Source organism: Methylobacterium carpenticola, assembly GCF_042748905.1.
GTDB lineage: Bacteria > Pseudomonadota > Alphaproteobacteria > Rhizobiales > Beijerinckiaceae > Methylobacterium > Methylobacterium carpenticola.
Map to the genome: position 1 here is coordinate 5,454,572 of NZ_JBHZEO010000001.1, position 20,336 is coordinate 5,474,907.

The following is a 20,336-nucleotide window of genomic DNA, read 5'->3' on the forward strand; positions in this document are numbered from 1 at the left end:
CAAGAAAAATCTCGGGAGGATCCCATGCTCATCGGTGCCGCGGGCCTGACGGCCTTCGTGCGGGACATCTTCGTGGGGGAGGGCTGCTCGGCGGAGGAGGCGGAGCGGATCGGGCGCTACCTCGTCGCCGCGAACCTCACCGGCCACGACAGCCACGGGGTGATCCGGGTGCCGCGCTACGTCGGCTGGCTGCGCGAGGGCGAGGTGGTGGCGGGCCAGGCGCCCGAGGTGGTGACCGACAGCCCCGCCTTCGTGCTCGTCGACGCCCATTACGGCTTCGGCCAGACCGCCGGCCCCTTCGCGACGGAACTCGGCATCACCCGGGCGAAGGCGAACGGCGTCGCCATCGTGGCCCTGCGCCACGCGGGCCATCTCGGGCGGATCGGCGAATGGGCCGAGCAGGCGGCGGCGGCCGGCCTCGTCTCGGTGCATTTCGTCAACGTGGCGGGGAGCCTGCTCGTGGCGCCCTTCGGCTCGGTGGACCGGCGCTTCTCGACCGCGCCCTTCGCGGCGGGCTTCCCCGTGGCGGGGGCCGAGCCGGTCATCCTCGACTTCGCCACCTCGGCGGTGGCCGAGGGCAAGGTGCTGGTGGCCTCGCAAGGGGGCAAGCCGCTCCCCGCGGGCGTGCTGATCGAGCCCGACGGGCGGCTCAGCGCCGACCCGCGCACCCTGTTCGGCCCGATCGAGGGCACCCCGGAGCGCGACAGCCGGCGGGGCGAGGGGGCGATCCGGGCCTTCGGCGAGCACAAGGGCTCGGGGCTCGCCCTGATGTGCGAACTCATCGCGGGGGCGCTCACCGGATCGGGCACCGCGGGGCCGGGGCCGAAGCGCTTCTGCAACGGCATGCTGTCGATCTACATGACGCCGGAGGCCTTCGGCTCCGCGAACGCGGTCGCCACCGAGACCCGCACCTATCTCGACTTCTTCAAGGGCGCGCGCCCGGCCTCCCCGGACGGGGAGGTGCTGCTGCCCGGCGAGCCCGAGCGGCGCACCCGGGCGCAGCGCCTCGCCGAAGGGGTGCCGCTGCCCGACCCGGTCTGGGCGACGCTCCTCGAGGCCGGCCGCCCGCACGCCCTCGACGGGGAAGCCTACCGGCGCTGACCCTCGATCCGTCACGGTCCGGTGGTTCAAGCATCGCTCGCCGAAGCGGTGACCGGTTCGGCAGCGACACCGATGCGGAAGCGAGACGCTGAGCAGAATGACCTCACGCCGTTCCGCTCCTGTCCCGCGGGCGCGCATCCATGCCCGCGGGAGGCGACCGTCGTGACCGTTCCGATCCGGAGCCGGGCCGTCCGGCTCCTCGGCGTCGCCCGCCTGGGGCTGTCGGCCTTGGGGCTGGCGCTCGTGGCGCCGCCGGCTGTGGCGCAGCCCGCCTCCGACCGCCGGGTGCCGCTCGAACCCACGGCCTGGCCCTTCACGGCCATCGGGCGGGTCAACGTGGTCACCGGGCCGGCCCAGCGCGGCCACTGCACCGGCACGCTGGTCGGCCCGCGGCTCGTGCTCACCGCGGCCCATTGCCTGTTCGACGATCGCCTGGACGCGTGGGTGAAGCCGCATCAGGTCCATTTCGTCGCCGGCCTGGCCCGCGACCGGTCCACCGGCCACTCCGTGGCGCAGGCCCTGCGCGTCGCTCCCGACATCGACCTGCGCCGGGAGGCCCGGCCCGGCCCCCTCGCCCTGGCCCCGGAGATGATCCGGCGCGACTGGGCGATCATCACCCTGAAGGACGACCTGCCCGGCCTGAAGCCGGTGCCCTGGCGGGTGCTGCCGGGAGCGGACCTGCCGGGGAGCACGCCCGGCGCCGTGGTGGCGGTGGCGGGCTACGCCTTCGACCGGCCGTTCCTGCCGGTGATCCACCGCGGCTGCTCGGCCCGGATCGACGCGCCCGTCCGCGGGCAGCTCACCGACCTGTGCGATTCCGGCTCCGGCGAATCGGGCGCTGCGGTGCTGCTGCTGGAGCCCGATGGCGGCGCCGTCGTGGTGGGGATCCACACGGCCGTGATCGGGGCCGAGCGCGTCGTCAACGCCTATCGCGGCAGCATCGGGACCGGCGTCGCCGCGAGCGTCTTCGCGCCCGCGCTGGAGGCGATGCTGAAGCGGTGAGGGGGCAGACCCGGGGCCCGCCTGAGGTGTCCGTCCGGGCTCTCATACGGTTTCCGGATGATCGCTTCGCGATGCGGAAACCGGCCTCGCTCAGGCGCCGCGCGGGCTCGTGATACGGTTTCCGAAAGTGATCTTCCGGAAACCGTATCACCCCTCGAAGCGGCCGAACACCACCTGCGTGTCGCCGTAGGTCCGGCGTTCCAGCTCCGAGAAGCCCGGCGGCAGCGCCAGGGAGGCGCTGGCGGCCTCCTCCACCACCGCGAGCGCGCCCGGCGCGAGCCAGCCGCCCGCCCGGCAGGCCTCCAGCGCCTTCGGGGCGAGGTCGCGCCCGTAGGGCGGGTCGCAGAAGACGAGGCCGAAGGGGTCTCCCGGCGGGGCGGCCCCCAGCCGCGTCGCGTCGCGGCGGAAGAGCCGCGTCACGCCGCCGAGGCCGAGCGCCTCGACGTTGCCGCGGATCACGCCCCGCGCCTCCGCGCCCTCGTCCACCATCAGCGCGTAGGCCGCGCCCCGCGACAGCGCCTCACAGGCGAGCGCGCCCGTCCCCGCGAAGAGGTCGAGCACCCGCGTCCCCGCCACCGGGTCGTCGTAGGCGTGGGCGAGCACGTTGAAGAGCGCCTCGCGCAGCCGGTCCGAGGTGGGCCGGATCGCGTCGCTGCGGGGCCCCGCGAGGGCGCGGCCCCGCAGGGTGCCGCCGACGATCCGCACGGCTCAGTGCCCGCGGGACGGGCGTCCCCCGCGCGGCGGGCCGCCGGGACGGCCGCCGCCCGCGGGCGGGCCCGAACGGCCGCGCCCGCCCGGGGCGCCGCCCGGCCGGGGACCGCCCTTGCCGGCCGGCTTGCCCGGACCGGACCGGCCGCCGCCCTTCGAGAAGCCACCCTTGGAGAAGCCGCCGCCCTTGGAGAAGCCTCCTCGGCCGCCCCCGGGACCATCCTTGGAGAAGCCCGGCTTGCCGCCGCCGAACCCGGCCTTCGGGCCGCGCCGCTCCGGCGCCCCGCCCTCGGCGCGGGGACGCCGCACTGGACGATCCTCGCCGGTGCGGGGCGCCCACTCGGCGCGCTCCGCCCGCGCGGGCCGCTCGCTCCGCTCCTGCCGGTCATCCGACCGGTGCCGGTCATCCGACCGGTAACGGCCCTCTCCGCGCGGCCGGCTCGGCGGCTCGGCGGCGGGATCCGCCTTGAGCCGCTCGACCACCACCCGGCGCTCGCCCGACGCGATCGCGCCGACCCGCTCGCGCGGGCGCTCGGCCGCCGCGGCCCGGGCCTCCTTGGGATCGCTGATGCGCCGCCGCACCCGCGGCCGCGCCTCGTTCGCCGCCTCGGCCTCGGCATCGCGCCACACCATCCGGCGCGGTGCCCCGGCCTCCGGCCGGCTCCGCTCGGGCCGCGGGCCCGGACCGGGCGCGCGGCCGAATTGCGGCCGGGCCGGATCGCGCCCGCCGAAGCGCTCGCCGCGCAGCGGACGGTCACCCCTGTCGGGTCTGTCGCCCCGGAATGGACGGTCGCCCCTGTCGGGGCGGTCCCCCCGAAACGGGCGCTCGCCGCGGTCCGGCCGCCCCTCGCCGCGTCCCGCCGGGGCGGCCGCCTTCCGGGCCTCCTTCGGCGAGCCGAACGGCGCGATCGGCTCGCGCACCGGGCTCGTGAAATCGACGCCGGCCTGCTCGGCCAGCGCGGTGCCGAGCTGCTCGCGCAGCACCTTGGTGCGCACCTCCTCGACCAGTCCGACCTCGAGGTCTCCGAGCTGGAACGGGCCGAAGGAGAGCCGGATCAGCCGGTTCACCGAGAGGCCGAGATGCTCCAGGATCCGCTTGACCTCGCGGTTCTTGCCCTCGCGCAGGCCGAGCGTCAGCCAGACGTTGTCGCCCTGCTGGCGGTCGAGGCTGGCCTCGACCGGGCCGTACTCCATCCCGTCGATGGTGACGCCGCCGCGCAGCCGGTCGAGCCGCGCTTGGTCGATGTCGCCGTAGGCCCGCACCCGGTAGCGGCGCAGCCAGCCGGTCTCCGGATGGGCGATGACCTTGGCGAGGCCGCCGTCGTTGGTGAGGAGCAGGAGCCCCTCGGTGTTGATGTCGAGCCGGCCCACCGCCACCACCCGCGGCAGATCCTCGGGCAGCACCTCGAACACGGTCTGGCGGCCCTCCGGGTCGCGGGCCGTGGTCACCACGCCGCGGGGCTTGTGGAAGACCCACAGCCGGGTGCGCTCGCGGACGGGCAGGGGCTCGCCGTCGACGGTGATCCGGTCGTCGGGGCCGACATTCACCGCCGGCGAGGCCAGGGTCTCGCCGTTCAGGGTCACCCGCCCGTCGAGGATCATCGCCTCGGCGTCGCGCCGCGAGGCGATGCCCGCCCGGGCGATGACCTTGGCGATGCGCTCGGGCTCGGAGGAGGTGGCGTCGGGGGCCGGAGCCGGCGCCTGCGCCGGGTCAGGCTCGCCCGGCCCGCGGCGGCGCTTGGGCCCGCGGGGCTCGTGGTCGTTGCTGTCGCTCATGCGCGCCTGATACCAGAGCGGATTCCTTTCGGCGAGCGGGGCCATGGGCGAATCGATGGGCGAATCGTCAGAGCCGCAGGTCCGGGCCCGTCCCGACCCGCTCGGGCTCGCCTTCGCGGCCGCCCGCGAGGCGGCGGCCCTGGGCGAGGTGCCGGTGGGGGCGGCGGTGGTGCGCGACGGCACCGTGCTCGCGGTCGCGGGCAACCGCCCGCGGGCCCTGCGCGACCCCACGGCCCATGCGGAGATCCTGGCGATCCGCGCCGCCTGCGAGGCCGTCGGCGACGAGCGGCTGACCGGCTGCGACCTCTACGTCACCCTCGAACCCTGCGCCATGTGCGCGGGGGCGATCAGCGTCGCGCGGATCCGCCGGCTCTACTTCGCCGCCGGCGACCCGAAGGGCGGTGCCGTCGAGAACGGCCCGCGCTTCTTCTCCCAACCCACCTGCCACCACGCCCCCGAGGTCTATGGCGGCCTGCGCGAGACCGAGGCGGCGGCGCTGCTGCGGGAGTTCTTCCGCACGCGGCGGGACTGAACCGGAAACGCCGCCTCGCGATTCAGCCTTGTCGATTGATTATAGCAAAGGCTATATATGGCGCCGCAGCAGGAGAGCGGAAGCCCATGCGGGACGGATCGGCGTGGCGGTTCGGGAGGGTCGGGACGGAGCCGAGCCTCGGGGCCATGAACGGCAGCGTGGCGGTGGTGAATTCGGGCTCCTGGGCCCGGCGCCTGCTCGCCTTCCTGGGGCCGGGCTACATGGTCTCGGTCGGCTACATGGATCCGGGCAACTGGGCCACCGACATCGCGGGGGGCGCCCGCTTCGGCTACACGCTGCTCGCCGTCATCCTGGTGTCGAACCTGATGGCGATCGTGCTGCAGGCCCTCGCGGCCCGGCTCGGCATCGCCACCGGCCGCGACCTCGCCCAGGCCTGCCGCGACCATTATTCCCGGCCGGTGGGCCTCGCCCTCTGGCTCGCCTGCGAGGCGGCGATCATCGCCTGCGACCTCGCCGAGGTGATCGGCACCGCCATCGCCCTGAAGCTGCTCTTCGGCCTGCCGCTGCTCTGGGGCGTGGTGCTGACGGGGCTCGACGCGCTCCTGATCCTGCTCTTGATGCAGCGGGGCTTCCGGGCCCTCGAAGCCTTCGTGATCGCGCTCCTCACGATCATCTTCCTGTGCTTCGGCGCGCAGATCGCGCTCGCCGCGCCGCCGGTGCGGGCGGTGCTCGGGGGGTTCCTGCCGAGCCCCACCATCGTCACCGATCCGGCCGCCCTCTACATCGCCATCGGCATCCTCGGGGCGACCGTGATGCCCCACAACCTCTATCTCCACTCCGCCATCGTGCAGACGCGGGCCTATCCGCGCACCGAGGAGGGGCGCCGGAGCGCCCTGCACTTCGCGGTGGCGGATTCGACCATCGCCCTCATGCTGGCGCTGTTCGTGAACGCCGCGATCCTGATCATGGCGGCGAGCGTCTTCCACGCGGCCGGGCGCACGGAGGTGGAGGAGATCGAGCAGGCCCACGAGCTGCTCTCGCCGCTGCTGGGAGCCGGCATCGCCTCGACGCTGTTCGCGGTGGCGCTGCTCGCCTCGGGACTGAACTCCACGGTCACGGCGACGCTTGCCGGGCAGATCGTCATGGAGGGCTTCCTGCGCCTGCGCCTCGCCCCCTGGCTGCGCCGACTCATCACCCGCGCCATCGCCATCGTGCCGGTGGTCGCGGTGACGGCCCTCTACGGGGACCAGGGCACCGCCAAGCTCCTGGTGCTGAGTCAGGTCGTGCTGTCGATGCAGCTCCCCTTCGCGGTGATCCCGCTGGTGCGCTTCGTCTCCGATCCGGGGAAGATGGGGCCCCTCGTCATCCCGGGCTGGCTCAAGGCCCTGGCCTGGGCCATCGCCGCGCTGATCGTGGTGCTCAACCTCAAGCTCCTGGCCGACACGGTCCTCGGACTCTGATCCGGGTCCGGCGGGCCGCATCCGGCGATCGCAGCCCACGCCGCGATCGCCGGATGCGGCGTGACGCAGCATCCCGGCAGACATCGTTGCGGATCCGCGGGAGCACGCTCCTCGCGCCGGATCGGCCGGGACATGCCTGATCTTTGAGCATCATCCGGAGCGATTTCCCGGGCGCGGCGGGAACATTTGCGGCTATGACGACTTTCGTGTCGACATCTCCCGCGCCCCAAGCAAATCCATGAAGATCAGAACAGGCTACACCATCGCCTTCGATACGCTCGCGCCGACGCCGATGGTGCTGATGCTGAGCGTCCACCCCTCGCGCGCGCGCGACGTCCTGACGCCCGAGACGATCAGCTTCGACCCGCCGGTGCCGGCCCGGCAGTACCGTGACGCGTTCGACAATCTCTGCACCCGGATCGTCGCGCCGGCGGGGCGGATCCGCATGAGCGCGGATTTCACCGTGCGCGATTCCGGGCAGCCGGACGTGCAGGCGCCGGAGGCGCGCCAGATCCCCGTGGCCGAGCTGCCGGACGCGGTGCTGCCCTTCCTGATGGGCAGCCGCTACTGCGACACCGACAAGCTCTCCGCCTTCGCGTGGCAGCAATTCGGGCGGGTGCCGGAGGGCTGGGCCCGCGTGCAGGCCATCGTGGACTTCGTCCACGGCCACATCCGCTTCGACTACATGCAGGCGGACGCGACCCGCAGCGCCTTCGAGGCGTATCAGCAGCGCCGCGGCGTCTGCCGGGACTTCGCCCATCTGGCGGTGGCGCTCTGCCGCTGCATGAACATCCCGGCGCGCTACTGCACGGGCTATCTCGGCGATATCGGCGTGCCGCCCGTGCCCGATCCGATGGATTTCTCGGCCTGGTTCGAGGCCTATCTCGGCGGGCGCTGGTACACGTTCGACGCCCGCCACAACCGCCCGCGCATCGGCCGCATCGTGATGGCCCGCGGGCGCGACGCCACCGACGTCGCGCTCACCACGAGCTTCGGGCAGGCGCGCCTCGCGGAGTTCCAGGTCCATACGGACGAGGTGCCGGAGGGAGCGGACCGCCGGCTGGAGCAGGCGGCCTGATCCGGCGTCCGGACGATCACGTCCGGAAAGCGCGTCAGGCCGCGCGGCGCGGAGCAGGGCTCCGCGCATGCCTGAGCGAAGCCGGTTTCCGCATCGCGCGGCAATCGCCAGGCGGTCAACCGGAACGCATGATCCGGTTTCCGGACGATCACTTTCGGAACCCGGATCACGAGCCCGCGCGGCGCGGAGCAGGGCTCCGCGCATGCCTGAGCGAGGCCGGTTTCCGCATCGCGAAGCGATCATCCGGAAACCGTATGACACCTCCGGCAGCGGGGAGGGATCTCCCCGCGGCGTCCTACATCGCCCAGCCGCCGTCGATGATGTGGGCTTGGCCCGTGGTGTAGGTCGCGGTGGCGAGGTGGAGCGCCAGCTCGGCGATCTCCTCCGGTCGGCCGATGCGGCCGATCGGCTGGCGGGCGATGAAGGCGGCGCGCGCCGTCTCGTAATCCCCCTGCGCCGAGAGCCGCTCCTGGAGCGAGGGCGATTCCACCGTGCCGGGGCAGATCGCGTTGCAGCGGATGCCCTTGGTGACGTAGTCGGCCGCGATGGACTTGGTCAGCCCGAGCACCGCCGCCTTGGTGGTCTGGTAGGCGAAGCGGTTCGGCACGCCCTTCACGCTCGACGCCACCGAGGACATGTTGATGATGCAGCCGCTGCCGCGCTCCAGCATGCCCGGCAGGACGGCCCGGGTGGTGCGCACCATCGCCTTCACGTTGAGGTCGAAGGCGAAGTCCAGCTCCGCGTCGGTCATCTCGAGGATCGTCCCGTTATGGACGACGCCCGCGCAGTTGAAGAGCACGTCGACGCGCCCGATCTCGCCGAGGACCCGCCGCACCGCGGCGTCGTCGAGGACGTTGAGCACCCGCGCGTCGATGCCCTGGTCCCGCAGCTCGGCCAGCTTCGCCTCGTTGATGTCGGTCGCGACGACCTGCGCGCCCTCGCGGGCGAACAGGTCCACCGTCGCCCGGCCGATGCCCTGCGCCGCGGCGGTCACGACCGCGACCTGACCCGCCAGTTTTCCAGCCATGTGTGGTGTCCCCGTTGGATGGTCCGAAGGCTCGCGCCGGGGCGGCGGACCTCCCGGCCGCCGCGGACGCTCGCGTGAGGTGGGATGCGCCGGGCCGCGCGGCCCGGCCGCCGGTGCTCAGTCCACCGGCGCCAGCTGCAGCGACGGCGCGGATCCGTCCTCCGGCCGGGCCGCCTCGGCCGCGCCCTGGCCGAACTGCTTGTACCAGAGGCCGGTGAGGATCGGGACGACGATGGAGGTGACGATCACGCAGATCGCGACCAGCACCGTGGCGTTCTGCGCCGCGGGCGCGAATTGCGGCGCCACGGCGGCGATCGCCACCGGGTTGGCGGCCGCGGCGCCCGCCGTCGAGGAGGCGGCGAGGCCGGCGGTGCCGGTGCCCCGGCCGATGACCTTGTCGGCGATGATCAGCGGGATGCCGGTCAGCACGATGACGGCGAGGGCCAGCACCACGCCGAGGCCCGCCAGCGGCGAGAGCAGGGTGTTGAGGTCGATGGTGTTGCCGAGCGCGAAGGCGAAGAACGGGATCATCAGATGGCCGCCCGGGCTGAAGAACTCGCGCAGCTTCGGGTCGAGGTTGCCGAGCGCGAAGCCGACCAGGAAGGGCAGCACGGCGCCGACGAAGATCTGAGGCTCGAAATGCGCCGCCCCCGAGGCGCCCAGGATGATCATGCTCATCAGCGGGCCGGACTCGATGGAGGTCAGCACGAAGGCGCCGGCCTCCTCCCGGGTGCCGTAGGTCTGCATCAGGGAGGCGTAGAGGCCGCCATTGGTCATGTCCATGGCGCAGACGATGGCGAGGATCGATAGGCCGGCGAAGAAGCCGGTCTGGATGCCCTCGGCCGGGATGAAGCGGGACGCGACGAGGACGATGATCCAGGCCGAGAACAGCTTGGTGAGGACGAGGGTGCCGGATTTGCGCAGCACCGTCCCGGTGGCGCTCAGCTTGATCGAGGCGCCCATGCAGAAGAACCACACCGCCAGGATCGGGATGACCCCGGTCATGATCCCCTGCGTGAAGCCCTTGAAATAGGCCGGCGCCCCGGGCGCGAAGGTCTTGCACAAGGCGCCGAGCAGCAGCGGCGCCAGCATCAGGCCGCCCGGAATCCGGTCGACCGTCCTCTTGATATCCATGCCTGTCTCCTCCCTGGAGCAGATGTTCGAAAGCAGTGGTCCAACGGCCGTTTTTGTTGTTGTTGATGTCGGCAGTCGAAAGGGCGGTGTTGTTCCGTCTTGCTCAGCACATTGTGGTGTCTGCGGCGCAGCGGAGGGTTCCTTTGCGTTCGGTTTCCTGGCTCCGGCGAGCCCATGGCGGAGTCCGATCGCACGACGCCCCTTTGAGGGTGCGGCGGAGATGCTGTCAAGACTGACGATCGGAGGGCCCGCGTCGCGCCGGGACGGACCGTCGGGGGGCGGCACCCGATCGGTTCGGTTCTGCGCGGGGCCGCATTCGCGCCATTGCAGGCCTCGGGCGCCGAGCAGAACCCGGATTCGCCGAGCGAACGTGCTTGCCGCACCAGAACTGTCGATGACGCGACAGGTGCGGAGCGCGCATGACTGACAAGGTTCGCATCGCTCTCGATGCTGCTTTGGGTCAGACCTCGAAGCCAATCCGAATGGGGCTGCGACAGGGCGTGGACGCCGCCGGCTCTGGTGCGCGGCAGGCGCCCCACGGCCAAAGCCGAGCTTGCCAGCCGAGCCGGGTGCCGGCAATCTCAGCGTCGCATGGCGCTCGACGGGTGCCGGCTGGAGCGGCTTCTCACCGAGCCGCAGGATACGGGAAGTCCGGAAGCATGATCATGGACGGCGGGAAGACCGGCGCCGAGGGGATGGACGAGATCGCTCGGCTCCGGCGCCAGGCGCGGCTGCTCGACCGCCGGTCGTTCCTGGTCGGCTCGGCCGCGAGTGTCGGCGCCCTCGGGCTCGGCGGTTGCGCGACATCGGACGGGTTGATCCTGGCCGAGGCGGCGAAGATCTATGGGCCGATGCCGGACGAGAAGTTTCCGATCCCGGCGGTCGATGTCAGCAAGGTCGATCCGAAATATTATCGCCGGACGGTGCGCTACGAATCGAAAGAGGCGCCCGGCACGATCGTCGTCGATCCCGGCAAGTTCTACGTCTACCGCATCGAGGGTGACGGGTCCGCGACGCGGTACGGCGCCAATGTCGGCCGGGATGGATTCCGGTGGAGCGGCGACGCCTATGTCGGCCGCAAGTCCGAATGGGCGACCTGGACGCCGCCCAAGGAGATGATCCGGCGTCAGCCCGAGGCCGCCAAATACGCCCGCGGCATGCCGGGCGGCCTCGACAACCCGCTCGGCGCCCGGACCCTCCATCTCTACCAGAACGGCGCCTATACGCTCTACACGATCTACGCCAGCAGCGACCCCGAATCGATCGGCACCGGCGTGACGAGCGGCTGTGTCGGCCTGCTCAGTCAGGACATGATCCACCTCTACGCGCGGACGCCGGTCAAGACGAAGGTGGTCGTGCTGCCCGCGTGAGGATCGGCCGGACCGGGGCGGCCCTATGCCCGGGCATCGAGGCGGCGGAACGTGCCCGGATAGTCGCGCACCAGCCCGTCCTCGTCCACCGGCAGGTCGCCCGCGAAGCCGCGGAACAGCCCCTCGTAGCGGTAGAGCCGCCCCGGCTCCAGGCAGGTGTAGCGCTGGTCGACCGCGCGCGGCGCGAGGTCGGGAACCGGGACGTAGACGACCCGGATCGCCTCCGCGGCGCCGCGCTCATCGAGCCGCCCGTCCCGCCGCAGGCGCCGGATCGGCAGGGTGTTGGTGAAGGGCGTCGCCGCGATGTCGATGTCCCGGCAGCCGTCGAGGGCGGGGAGGGGCCGGCCGTCCCCGTCCGTCCAGCGCCCCGCCCCGTCGCCGATCAGGTGCAGGACCGGCCCGCCGACCCGCGCGACGACCGCCTCGCGGACGCACCAATCCGGGTCGCAGCGCAGGCGGTAGCTCAGGCCGAACGGCAGCCCGTCCCGCTCGCCGACGACCACGCTCTCGGCGAGGATGTCCCCGCCGGCGAGGTCGCGGACCTGCAGGTGCTCGAGGCCGGATCCCGTTGCGGGCGCCCAGCGAACGACGCGGTCCATCCTGTCCTCCTGCCTGTATCGCGGGCATCTTCCGCCGCGGAAGCCCGGCGGGCAAGGGGCGCTATCCGGCGAGGAACGGCTCCAGCGCCCGCAGGGTCTCCTCCGGGTTCTCCTCGGCGAGGAAATGGCCGGAGGCGATCACCGCGCCCTCGGCCTTCGGCGCGAAGGTCTCGCGCCATGCGCCGAGCACCGGCTCGAGCCCGCCCTGGCCGACGAAACCCGAACCCGGCAGCACCAGGGTCGGGCAGGCGAGGGTGCGGCCGGCGGCGAGATCCGCCTCGTCCGCCGCCCGGTCCGGTCCGGCGCCCGCCCGGTAATCCTCGCACATGGCGTGGATGCGCTCGGGCACGTTCCAGCTCTGGCGGTAGAGGTCGAGGGCCGGGCGGGCGAAGGCGTCGAGCGTCCCGTCGCCGGTCCAGGTTCGCAGCAACCCCTCGTAGTAGGTGTCCGGATCCTTCGCGATCTCGCCTTCCGGACCCGGCGCCGGCTCGGCGAGGAAGCGCCAGTGCGGGTAGGTTCCCGGCTGAGCCTCCATGCGCCGCCACTGCACCAGGGTCGGCAGGATGTCGAGGAGGGCGAGCCGCTCCACCCGGCCCGGCTGGTCGAGGGCGAGCCGGTAGCCGACCCGGGCGCCGCGGTCGTGCCCGGCCAGGGCGAAGTGCGCGTGGCCGAGCCGCTCCATCACCGCCACCACCTCCTCGCCCATCCGGCGCTTGGAATAGGCCGCGTGAGAGGCATCCCCCGCGGGCGCCGCCGACCAGCCGTAGCCCTTGAGGTCGAGGCAGACGACCCGATGACGGCGCGCGAGCGCCGGGGCGATCCGGTGCCAGCAGGCATGGGTCTGCGGGAAGCCGTGCAGGAGGAGCAGCGGCCGCGCCTCCGCCGGCCCGCCGCTGCGGGCGAAGAAGCGCCCGTCGGGCAGGTCGATCCAGTGGGAGTCGAAGCCCGGGAAGAGGTCGGTGGGCATGGGGCGAACCCGGCGGCTGCGGCGCGACCTCCCGTACTATGGAGGAGGCCGCGCCCGCTTCAAGGGCGGCCGCGCCGCGCTCAGGCCAGGATGCTCATGGCCTGGAAGGCCCGGGCTCTCGTGAGGACGTCGGCCGAGTAGTCGCCGTGCGCGGTCGGCTTGTCGACCGCGGCCATGCCGCCCCGCCGGACGGCGTCGAGCACCCGGCCCGGGCCCGCATTGTAGCCGGCGATCCCGCATTGCTGGATGTCGGCGGCGGGCCAGCCCGGCAGACGCCCCGCCATGAAGGCGATGCTGTCGCGCAGCACGCGGCACGCATAGGCGATGTTCTGCTTCGGGTCCTGCCAGGGGCCGGTGCGCGCGAAGTCGTGCGCGTCCCAGTCGATCTGCATGAGGCCGCGGCCGAAGCCGAGCCCGTCCGGCGGCAGGGGGCCGGGGCGCAGCGGCGGATTGGGCCGCCGCCGGGCCCGGTCGCCCGTCCCGGTCGGCCCGGGCGGGCGCAGGAGGGGGCTGGTGCCCCAGCCCGATTCCCGCGAGCCGATCCCGACGACGACGTAGGGGTCGAGGCGGAAATAGGCCGCCGCCTCCAGGATGAACGGGCGCATCAGCCGGATCGCGGTGTTCTCGGGCGTCGGCGGGATTGGGGGGGCCGCGGCTGCCGGTGCGAACGCGGCGGCCGGGGGCGCGAAGGTCGCGCTCAGTTCCGCGCTGAAGGGGCGCTCGAACGCCCCCGGAGGGGCCACCGTCGCCCAGGGCAGGCCGGTCGGCGTCAGGAACGCCACGATGTCGGAGCGGCGGTTGATCGGGCTGATCATCACCTCGGCGTGCCGCGCCCGCGCCTTCTCGACCGTCGTCGTGTCGGGGCCGCCCTTGCCGGCCTCGATCATGTAGACGGTGTCGAGGCAGATCGCGACGTGCCCGACCCGGGTTGGCTTGCCGAAGAAGGCCAGCGTTCCGCAGATCGCCCCGGTCTGGGGGACGGCCCGGGAGCGGCCATTGTCCTTGAAATACAGGTAGAGGTCCTTCGCGGTCTGATCGCCCGGCGGATCGAGGCCGACATACGCGAGCAGCTTCTGCGCCAGTCCGGAGCAGTCGAAGGCATCCGGACCATCGGCCCCCCAGATGTAGGGCAGTCCGAGAAACTGTTTTGCATGCGCGGTAAAATCGTCGGGCGTCATCTGCGACTCTCCGAGGAATCACAGGAAGCATCGCGGCGAAGATGCCTTGCGTCAACAGGGTTGCTTCTGTTGGATCGTTGTAAAAATGTGCCGCATGGTCGACATGATTTCCGTGACTGAATTTCAATTCAATTCGTGCGTCTGTACGATATCGCGAGCATGGAAATTCATTATCTTGATGGAATAAGACAGGAGAAGAAAACGCCTGAGCCTCGGGAGAAGCTCAGGCGTCTGAATTCGAGAGAGGCTTCGTGATGACGGATGTTCGGTCTCGGGATCAGGCGCTCCGCGGCCCCACCGCCCGCCAGCCGATGTCGCGCCGGTAGAAGCCCTCCGGCCAGTCGATCCGGGCCAGCGCCGCGTAGGCGCGCGCCTGCGCCTCGGCGATGCCGGCTCCGGTCGCCGTGACCGCGAGCACCCGGCCGCCATCGGCGAGGAGCCGCCCGTCCGCCTGCTTGGTGCCGGCCTGGAACACCAGGGCGCCGGCCGCCTCCGCCGCGTCGATGCCCCGGATCTCCGAGCCGCGGGCGACCGTTCCCGGATAGCCCGGCGCGGCCATCACCACGGTGAGCGCCGCCTGCGGCGACCATTCGGGCGCCACCCCGGCGAGATCGCCTGCACCTGCCGCGCGCAGGGCCGGCACGAGGTCGCCGGAGAGCCGCGGCATCAGCACCTGGCACTCGGGATCGCCGAAGCGGACATTGTACTCGATGAGCTTGGGGCCCTCGGCCGTGAGCATCAGCCCCGCATAGAGGATGCCCCGGAAGGGCGTGCCCCGGGCGCGCATGCCATCGAGGGTCGGCTGGATGATCCGCGCCATCACCTCGGCCTCGAGGGCGGGGGTGAGGATCGGCGCGGGCGAGTAGGCGCCCATGCCGCCGGTATTCGGCCCGCGGTCGCCGTCATGGACGCGCTTGTGGTCCTGCGCGGTGCCGAAGGCCACCGCCCGGGTCCCGTCGCAGAGGGCGAAGAAGCTCGCCTCCTCGCCGCTCAGGAATTCCTCGATCACCACCTCGGCGCCGGGATCGGCCAGCAGGTTCGCCACCGCCGCCTCGGCCTCCGCCAGCGTCTCGGCCACCACCACGCCCTTGCCGGCGGCGAGCCCGTCCGCCTTGACGACGATCGGGGCGCCCCGCGCGCGCAGGTAGGCGAGGGCGGGCTCGGGGGCGGAGAAGCGGGCGAAATCCGCGGTCGGGATGCCGAATTCCGCGCAGAGCTCCTTGGTGAAGCCCTTCGAGCCTTCGAGCTGCGCCGCCGCCCGGGTCGGCCCGAAGGCCGGGATGCCGGCCGCGTCGAGGGCGTCGACGACCCCGGCCACCAGGGGCGCCTCGGGGCCCACCACCACGAAATCCACGCCTTCGCGGCGGCAGAAGGCCACCACGGCGGCGCCGTCCATGACGTCGAGGCCGGGATGGTTGGTGCCGTGGGCGGCGGTGCCGGGATTGCCGGGCGCGACGAGGAGCCGGCCGCAGGCCGGGCTCTGCGCGAGCTTCCAGGCCAGGGCATGCTCGCGGCCGCCGGAGCCGATCAGCAGGATCGTGAGGGTGTCGGTGCGCATGGCCCGTCCGTGAGAAGGCTGTGTTCCGGCCCGTTTAGGCGATCGGGCGCGCCGATCTCAACCCGGCCGTCCGGGGTGGGGCGCCCGCCCGGGTGGCCGCTCCCTCTCGGCCGCTCCCCCTTGGCCGCGGGCGGCCGGTATGGGATGACCCGGCGCATGAGCATCGACGCGTCCCTCGACATCGACGGCCTCAAGCAGGAGGCGACCCAGTGGTTCGCGCAGCTGCGCGACCGCATCTGCACGGCCTTCGAGGCCCTGGAGGCGGAGGCCGCCGGCCCGTTCCCGCCCGAAGCGACGGCGCCGGGACGCTTCGTGCGCACCCCCTGGCAGCGCACCGACCATTCGGGCGCGCCCGGCGGCGGGGGCACCATGGCGATGCTGCGCGGGCGGGTGTTCGAGAAGGCGGGCGTGCACGTTTCGGCGGTGCACGGGGAATTCGCCCCCGAGTTCCGCGTCCAGATCCCGGGTGCCGCCGAGGATCCGCGCTTCTTCGCCACCGGCATCTCGCTGATCGCCCATCCCTGGAACCCCAACGTCCCGACCGTGCACATGAACACCCGCTTCGTCGTGACCACGAAGGCGTGGTTCGGGGGCGGGGCCGACCTCACCCCGGTTCTCGACCGGCGGCGGACGCAGGAGGATCCCGACACGCTGGCGTTCCACGCCGCGCTCGCAGCCGCCTGCGGGCGCCATCCGGGCGCCGATTACGCCCGCTACAAGGCGTGGTGCGACGAGTATTTCCACCTCAAGCACCGCAACGAGCCGCGCGGCATCGGCGGCATCTTCTACGATTACCACTGGACCGGCGATCCGCAGGCCGATCTCGCGCTGACCCACGAGGTGGGCGAGGCCTTCCTGGCGGTCTATCCGGAGATCGTCCGTCGCAACCTCGCCACGCCCTGGACCGAGGCCGACCGGCACGAGCAGCAGGTGCGGCGCGGGCGCTACGTCGAGTTCAACCTGCTCTACGACCGCGGCACCATCTTCGGGCTCAAGACCGGCGGCAACGTCGATTCGATCCTCTCCTCGATGCCGCCGACGGTGCGCTGGCCTTGAATCCGGAATCCGACCGGTGCGGCCGCTTCCCGATCTCGCCGCCGTCATCCTCTGGATGGCGGGCGCGCTCCTCTCCTTCTCGGCCAATGCGCTCGCCGTGCGCGAACTCGCCCCGGCGCTCGGCCTGTTCGAGATCCTGGGCGCGCGGGCGGGGGCGGGCCTCGCCGTCGTCGGGCTCGTCGCCCTCGCGCGGGGCCGCTCGCTCGCCCCGTCGCGGCTGCCGATCCACGGCCTGCGCAACATCGCCCACTGGTTCGGCAACTACGCGTGGTCGGTGGGCGTCACGCTCCTGCCGCTCGGGGTGGTGTTCGCCCTCGAATTCACCACCCCCGCCTGGGTGACCCTGCTCGCGGTGCTGATCCTGCGCGAGCGCCTGACGGTGAGCCGCGCCGGCGCGGTCGGGCTCGGCTTCCTCGGCGTGCTGGTGATCCTGCGGCCGGGCTTCGCGGCGCTCCAGCCCGCGAGCCTGCTCGTGCTCGCCGCGGCCCTGGGCTTCGCGATCACCGCCGTCGCCACCAAGGCCCTCACCCGTCACGACAGCACGCTCGTCATCCTGTTCTGGATGAACGCCATGCAGCTGCCCCTGAACCTCGCCGCCGCGTGGCTCGTCCCCTCCGCCCCGGCGGTCGCCTTCGAGCCCCTGCATCACGGGATCGGCCTCGCGGTGGTGTGCGGCGCGGGCCTGTCCTCCCACTGGTGCCTCACCAACGCCTACCGGCGGGGCGACGCGATCCTGGTCGTGCCCCTCGACTTCCTGCGCCTGCCGCTCATCGCGCTGATCGCCTGGCGGATCTACGGCGAGCCCCTCGATCCCTGGCTGTTCGCCGGGGCGGGGCTGATCGTCGGCGGCATCGTCTGGAACCTCGCCCGCGAGACGCGCACCCGCGCGGGGCCCGGGCAGCCCGCGCCGAAGTGGTCGCCGGTTCGGCGGCGATGATGCCGGGCCCGGCGCCCGCCGGGACTTGACCTCGCGGGCCGCCTCGCGCGTTGATCGCGCATGCTGCTCACCTTCTTCACCGAACTGCGCGCCGCCAAGGTCCCGGTCTCGCTGCGCGAGTACCTGACCCTGCTCGACGCCCTCGGCCGCGACCTCGCCGACCAGCGGGTCGAGGACTTCTACTACCTGTCGCGGGCCGCGCTGGTGAAGGACGAGCGCAACCTCGACAAGTTCGACCGGGTCTTCGGGCAGGTCTTCAAGGGCGTCGCAGCCCTCGGCGAGGCCGTGGAGCCGCGGGAGATCCCCGAGGAATGGCTGCGCAAGCTCGCCGAGAAGTACCTGTCGGAGGAAGAGAAGCGGCAGCTCGACGCCCTCGGCTGGGACACGCTGTTCGAGACCCTGAAGCAGCGGCTCGCCGAGCAGAAGGGGCGCCACCAGGGCGGCTCGAAATGGATCGGCACCGCCGGCACCTCGCCCTTCGGCGCCTACGGCTACAATCCCGAGGGCATCCGCATCGGCCAGGACGGCAACCGCAACTTCCGGGCCGTGAAGGTCTGGGACCGGCGCGAGTTCAGGGACCTGGACGATTCCGAGGAGCTGGGCTCGCGCACCATGCGGCTGGCCCTGCGGCGGCTGCGCCGCTTCGCCCGCACCGGAGCGGCGGAGGAACTCGACCTCGACGGCACCATCCGCGAAACCGCGAAATCCGGCATTCTCGACCTGCGTCTGCGCCCGGAGCGGCGCAACGCCGTGAAGGTGCTGCTGTTCCTCGATGTCGGCGGCTCGATGGACTGGCACGTGGGGCTCGCCGAGGAGCTGTTCTCGGCGGCGCGCTCCGAGTTCAAGCACTTCGCCCATTTCTACTTCCACAACTGCCCCTACGAGACGGTGTGGACCGAGAACCGGCGCCGCCACACCGAGCGCACGCCGCTCCTCGACGTGATCCGCACCTACCCGTCCGACTACCGGGTGGTCTTCGTCGGCGACGCGTCGATGTCGCCCTACGAGATCGCCATGGCGGGCGGCTCGGTGGAGCACTGGAACGAGGAGGCCGGTCAGGTCTGGCTCTCGCGCATCCTCGACCACTTCCCGCGGGCGGTCTGGCTCAACCCGGTGCCGGAGGCGCACTGGCCCTACACGCAGTCGATCGCGATGATCCGGCAGCTCGTGGCCGGCCGGATGTTCCCGCTCACCCTGGCGGGGATCGACGCGGCGACGCGGGAGCTGGTGCGCTGAGAGCGCCCGGATCCTATCCGGCCGGCGCGGCGCATGCTTCGGTCGCCGCCGGAACGACGGCCCGCACCGCGCAGCCAGGATGCCGCCCTGAACGGAGGGCGGTTCCATGACCCCGGATGCCGAGACGGCGGTCCTGCACATCTACGAACGCTGGCACGAGACGGTGGTGCACCGGGACCTCGACGGCCTGACGGCGCTCTACGACGACGATGCGGTGTTCGAGAGTCCCCTGGTCTGGGCGGTCCGGCGGGAGGCCGGCACGGGCATTCTCCGGGGCAGGGCCGCCATCCGGGATTTCTTCGCCGCCGGCTTCCGGGCGCCGGAGACCGGCCTCGGACGCTGGTACCGGACCGGGACCTTCTTCTCTGACGGCCGGCAGCTGACCTGGGAATATCCGCGCCGCACGCCCGATGGCGATCAGGTCGACCTGGTCGAGGTGATGGACCTGCGCGGCGGCCTGATCGCGCATCACCGGGTCTATTGGGGATGGGTCGGAATCCGCGCGCTCTCGGCCCTTCCGACGCAGGCGCCCCCGCTCAGCCCTGCCGGGGCGGCGTCGAGACCTTGAGCCCTTCGAGTTCGGGCTTGAGGCGGATCTGGCAGGAGAGGCGGGAATTCGGCCGCACGTCCGAGGCGAAGTCGAGCATGTCCTGCTCCATCGGCTCGGCCGGGCCCACCGCCGCCTCCCATTCGGGATCCACGTAGACGTGGCAGGTGGCGCAGGCGCAGGCGCCGCCGCACTCGGCGTCGATGCCCGGCACGTTGTTGCGGATCGCGGTCTCCATCACGGTCGAGCCGACCGCGCCCTCGACGGTGCGGGGCGTGCCTGCGGCATCGACGTAGGTGATCTGGACCATCGTGCGCTCCGAGCCTCGTGCCTCGCGGGATTCGCCAATCGGGCGCCGCGGCTGCGCCTGATTGGCGGGCCGGGGGCCGGAATGCAAGCGCGCCATGCGGTGTCCGGTTCCGCGGGCGTCGGCGCCGCTGACGCAGCGCAGGGGAGGGCCCGCCGCGCTGCGACGTCGCGGCGCGGGTCAGAGCACGGCCAGGGTCTCGCGCAGGGCCTCCGCGAGGCGCGGGAGCAGGAGCGCGGCGCCGGCCTCGTCCTCCCGGCGCAGGCTTGCCTCCAGCGCCGCGGCCAGCGCGCCGAGCCGCCGCGCGCCCACCCCGGCCGCCGAGCCCTTGAGCGTGTGGGCGAGATCGGCCCGCTCCGCCGCCGGTCGCGCGGCCTCCGCCAGGGCCGGGCCGAGCCGCTCGCACTGCGCCCGGAACAGGTCCAGCACCTCCCGGGCGAGGTCCGCATCGCCGAAGGTCTCGCGCGCCAGATGGGCGCGGTCGAGGAGCGGGGCGGGGGTGTCCAAGTCGCCGGTGTCCAAGTCGCGGGTGTCCAAGTCGCGGGTGTCCAAGTCGGGGGGCTCCATGGCGCGGGCTCCGCATTCCTCACGGACTATCCACAACGGGATTCCCGTGCCGCCCCGCGCCGGGGTGCCGGCGGGAACCCTTGCGCGTCCGTGGGATAGCCCGGGACAACGCGAACCGCCACGCCAATGGTAACCAATCCGTTAAGGTTTTTGGGCCGGTTCGACCGGATCGGGTATCCCGCTGGTACTCCTTGCGTCTAAGGTTCGCCCCGGTAATGGCGACAGCCTCGCGTCC

The 20,336-nt window shown here is 72.5% G+C and carries 20 protein-coding genes; 10 read left to right on the forward strand and 10 right to left on the reverse strand.

Going from position 1 to position 20,336, the window contains the following annotated elements; all coding sequences use genetic code 11:
• Positions 1-24 precede the first annotated feature (24 nt).
• Entirely contained in the window at positions 25-1,101 is a 1,077-nt protein-coding gene (locus ACE101_RS25340) for a malate/lactate/ureidoglycolate dehydrogenase (RefSeq protein WP_379135640.1), read from the forward strand.
• A gap of 162 nt (positions 1,102-1,263) precedes the next feature.
• A complete protein-coding gene (locus ACE101_RS25345; RefSeq protein WP_379135642.1) occupies positions 1,264-2,103 on the forward strand; it encodes a trypsin-like serine peptidase in 840 nt (279 codons plus the stop codon).
• 147 nt (positions 2,104-2,250) lie between these two features.
• On the opposite strand, the gene rsmD is transcribed toward ACE101_RS25345, so the two are convergent.
• A complete protein-coding gene (gene rsmD / locus ACE101_RS25350; protein ID WP_379135645.1) occupies positions 2,251-2,808 on the reverse strand; it encodes a 16S rRNA (guanine(966)-N(2))-methyltransferase RsmD in 558 nt (185 codons plus the stop codon).
• A gap of 3 nt (positions 2,809-2,811) precedes the next feature.
• Entirely contained in the window at positions 2,812-4,587 is a 1,776-nt protein-coding gene (locus ACE101_RS25355; RefSeq protein WP_379138923.1) for a pseudouridine synthase, read from the reverse strand.
• Positions 4,588-4,642: 55 nt separating this feature from the next.
• On the opposite strand from ACE101_RS25355, the gene ACE101_RS25360 reads away from it, so the two are divergent.
• The 3 genes from ACE101_RS25360 (at position 4,643) to ACE101_RS25370 (ending at position 7,618) form a co-directional block, all read left to right on the forward strand.
• Positions 4,643-5,119: a nucleoside deaminase gene (locus ACE101_RS25360; RefSeq protein WP_379138926.1), complete on the forward strand. Its 477-nt coding sequence runs from the start codon at positions 4,643-4,645 to the stop codon at positions 5,117-5,119.
• A gap of 86 nt (positions 5,120-5,205) precedes the next feature.
• Positions 5,206-6,540 (forward strand): Nramp family divalent metal transporter, encoded by a 1,335-nt coding sequence (locus ACE101_RS25365; RefSeq protein WP_379135648.1) that lies wholly within the window; start codon positions 5,206-5,208, stop codon positions 6,538-6,540.
• 238 nt (positions 6,541-6,778) lie between these two features.
• Positions 6,779-7,618, forward strand: a complete 840-nt coding sequence (locus ACE101_RS25370) for a transglutaminase-like domain-containing protein (RefSeq protein WP_379135651.1) — start codon at positions 6,779-6,781, stop codon at positions 7,616-7,618.
• Positions 7,619-7,913: 295 nt separating this feature from the next.
• Here the strand turns inward: ACE101_RS25370 and ACE101_RS25375 are convergent, their stop codons facing one another.
• Positions 7,914-8,645 carry an SDR family oxidoreductase gene (locus tag ACE101_RS25375; RefSeq protein WP_379135653.1) on the reverse strand — a complete coding sequence of 244 codons (732 nt, stop codon included), beginning with the start codon at positions 8,643-8,645 and terminating at the stop codon, positions 7,914-7,916.
• 117 nt (positions 8,646-8,762) lie between these two features.
• The gene (gene kdgT, locus ACE101_RS25380) at positions 8,763-9,779 is read right to left on the reverse strand and encodes a 2-keto-3-deoxygluconate transporter (RefSeq protein ID WP_379135656.1); all 1,017 of its coding nucleotides are present in this window, start codon (positions 9,777-9,779) and stop codon (positions 8,763-8,765) included.
• Between the two features lie 659 nt (positions 9,780-10,438).
• Between kdgT and ACE101_RS25385 the strand changes: the two genes are divergently transcribed.
• Positions 10,439-11,149, forward strand: coding sequence for a L,D-transpeptidase family protein (locus ACE101_RS25385; protein ID WP_379135659.1), 711 nt, complete (start codon positions 10,439-10,441; stop codon positions 11,147-11,149).
• A 23-nt stretch (positions 11,150-11,172) separates the two neighbouring features.
• Here ACE101_RS25385 and ACE101_RS25390 read toward each other — a convergent pair whose 3' ends face one another.
• The 4 genes from ACE101_RS25390 to purD form a co-directional block, all read right to left on the reverse strand.
• On the reverse strand, positions 11,173-11,748 hold the full coding sequence (locus tag ACE101_RS25390) for a putative glycolipid-binding domain-containing protein (RefSeq protein WP_379135662.1): 576 nt from the start codon (positions 11,746-11,748) through the stop codon (positions 11,173-11,175).
• Positions 11,749-11,809: 61 nt separating this feature from the next.
• Positions 11,810-12,715, reverse strand: coding sequence for an alpha/beta fold hydrolase (locus ACE101_RS25395; protein ID WP_379135665.1), 906 nt, complete (start codon positions 12,713-12,715; stop codon positions 11,810-11,812).
• Positions 12,716-12,795: 80 nt separating this feature from the next.
• Positions 12,796-13,893, reverse strand: a complete 1,098-nt coding sequence (locus ACE101_RS25400) for an NlpC/P60 family protein (RefSeq protein WP_379135668.1) — start codon at positions 13,891-13,893, stop codon at positions 12,796-12,798.
• A gap of 277 nt (positions 13,894-14,170) precedes the next feature.
• The gene (purD, locus tag ACE101_RS25405) at positions 14,171-15,451 is read right to left on the reverse strand and encodes a phosphoribosylamine--glycine ligase (RefSeq protein WP_379135671.1); all 1,281 of its coding nucleotides are present in this window, start codon (positions 15,449-15,451) and stop codon (positions 14,171-14,173) included.
• 156 nt (positions 15,452-15,607) lie between these two features.
• Between purD and hemF the strand changes: the two genes are divergently transcribed.
• The 4 genes from hemF (at position 15,608) to ACE101_RS25425 (ending at position 19,248) form a co-directional block, all read left to right on the forward strand.
• Positions 15,608-16,507, forward strand: a complete 900-nt coding sequence (gene hemF, locus ACE101_RS25410; RefSeq protein WP_379135672.1) for an oxygen-dependent coproporphyrinogen oxidase — start codon at positions 15,608-15,610, stop codon at positions 16,505-16,507.
• Between the two features lie 16 nt (positions 16,508-16,523).
• Positions 16,524-17,444, forward strand: a complete 921-nt coding sequence (locus tag ACE101_RS25415) for a DMT family transporter (RefSeq protein ID WP_379135674.1) — start codon at positions 16,524-16,526, stop codon at positions 17,442-17,444.
• Between the two features lie 60 nt (positions 17,445-17,504).
• Positions 17,505-18,680, forward strand: a complete 1,176-nt coding sequence (locus tag ACE101_RS25420; protein WP_379135676.1) for a vWA domain-containing protein — start codon at positions 17,505-17,507, stop codon at positions 18,678-18,680.
• Positions 18,681-18,786: 106 nt separating this feature from the next.
• The gene (locus ACE101_RS25425) at positions 18,787-19,248 is read left to right on the forward strand and encodes a nuclear transport factor 2 family protein (protein WP_379135680.1); all 462 of its coding nucleotides are present in this window, start codon (positions 18,787-18,789) and stop codon (positions 19,246-19,248) included.
• Here ACE101_RS25425 and ACE101_RS25430 read toward each other — a convergent pair.
• Together ACE101_RS25430 and ACE101_RS25435 are read right to left on the reverse strand one after the other, a co-directional pair.
• Complete coding sequence (locus tag ACE101_RS25430) at positions 19,217-19,537, reverse strand: 2Fe-2S iron-sulfur cluster-binding protein (protein WP_379135682.1); 321 nt, start codon at positions 19,535-19,537, stop codon at positions 19,217-19,219. The genes ACE101_RS25425 and ACE101_RS25430 overlap by 32 nt on opposite strands.
• A 177-nt stretch (positions 19,538-19,714) precedes the next feature.
• Complete coding sequence (locus ACE101_RS25435; RefSeq protein WP_379138929.1) at positions 19,715-20,041, reverse strand: Hpt domain-containing protein; 327 nt, start codon at positions 20,039-20,041, stop codon at positions 19,715-19,717.
• Positions 20,042-20,336 lie beyond the last annotated feature (295 nt).

What these genes read in the sequence shown, in the direction of transcription:
- ACE101_RS25340 (WP_379135640.1), top strand. Translation starts at nt 25, where the DNA reads ATGCTCATCGGTGCCGCGGGCCTGACGGCCTTCGTGCGGGACATCTTC.
- ACE101_RS25355 (WP_379138923.1), bottom strand. Translation starts at nt 4,587, where the DNA reads ATGAGCGACAGCAACGACCACGAGCCCCGCGGGCCCAAGCGCCGCCGC.
- ACE101_RS25360 (WP_379138926.1), top strand. Translation starts at nt 4,643, where the DNA reads ATGGGCGAATCGTCAGAGCCGCAGGTCCGGGCCCGTCCCGACCCGCTC.
- ACE101_RS25365 (WP_379135648.1), top strand. Translation starts at nt 5,206, where the DNA reads ATGCGGGACGGATCGGCGTGGCGGTTCGGGAGGGTCGGGACGGAGCCG.
- ACE101_RS25370 (WP_379135651.1), top strand. Translation starts at nt 6,779, where the DNA reads ATGAAGATCAGAACAGGCTACACCATCGCCTTCGATACGCTCGCGCCG.
- ACE101_RS25375 (WP_379135653.1), bottom strand. Translation starts at nt 8,645, where the DNA reads ATGGCTGGAAAACTGGCGGGTCAGGTCGCGGTCGTGACCGCCGCGGCG.
- kdgT (WP_379135656.1), bottom strand. Translation starts at nt 9,779, where the DNA reads ATGGATATCAAGAGGACGGTCGACCGGATTCCGGGCGGCCTGATGCTG.
- ACE101_RS25385 (WP_379135659.1), top strand. Translation starts at nt 10,439, where the DNA reads ATGATCATGGACGGCGGGAAGACCGGCGCCGAGGGGATGGACGAGATC.
- ACE101_RS25390 (WP_379135662.1), bottom strand. Translation starts at nt 11,748, where the DNA reads ATGGACCGCGTCGTTCGCTGGGCGCCCGCAACGGGATCCGGCCTCGAG.
- ACE101_RS25395 (WP_379135665.1), bottom strand. Translation starts at nt 12,715, where the DNA reads ATGCCCACCGACCTCTTCCCGGGCTTCGACTCCCACTGGATCGACCTG.
- ACE101_RS25400 (WP_379135668.1), bottom strand. Translation starts at nt 13,893, where the DNA reads ATGACGCCCGACGATTTTACCGCGCATGCAAAACAGTTTCTCGGACTG.
- purD (WP_379135671.1), bottom strand. Translation starts at nt 15,451, where the DNA reads ATGCGCACCGACACCCTCACGATCCTGCTGATCGGCTCCGGCGGCCGC.
- hemF (WP_379135672.1), top strand. Translation starts at nt 15,608, where the DNA reads ATGAGCATCGACGCGTCCCTCGACATCGACGGCCTCAAGCAGGAGGCG.
- ACE101_RS25420 (WP_379135676.1), top strand. Translation starts at nt 17,505, where the DNA reads ATGCTGCTCACCTTCTTCACCGAACTGCGCGCCGCCAAGGTCCCGGTC.
- ACE101_RS25425 (WP_379135680.1), top strand. Translation starts at nt 18,787, where the DNA reads ATGACCCCGGATGCCGAGACGGCGGTCCTGCACATCTACGAACGCTGG.
- ACE101_RS25430 (WP_379135682.1), bottom strand. Translation starts at nt 19,537, where the DNA reads ATGGTCCAGATCACCTACGTCGATGCCGCAGGCACGCCCCGCACCGTC.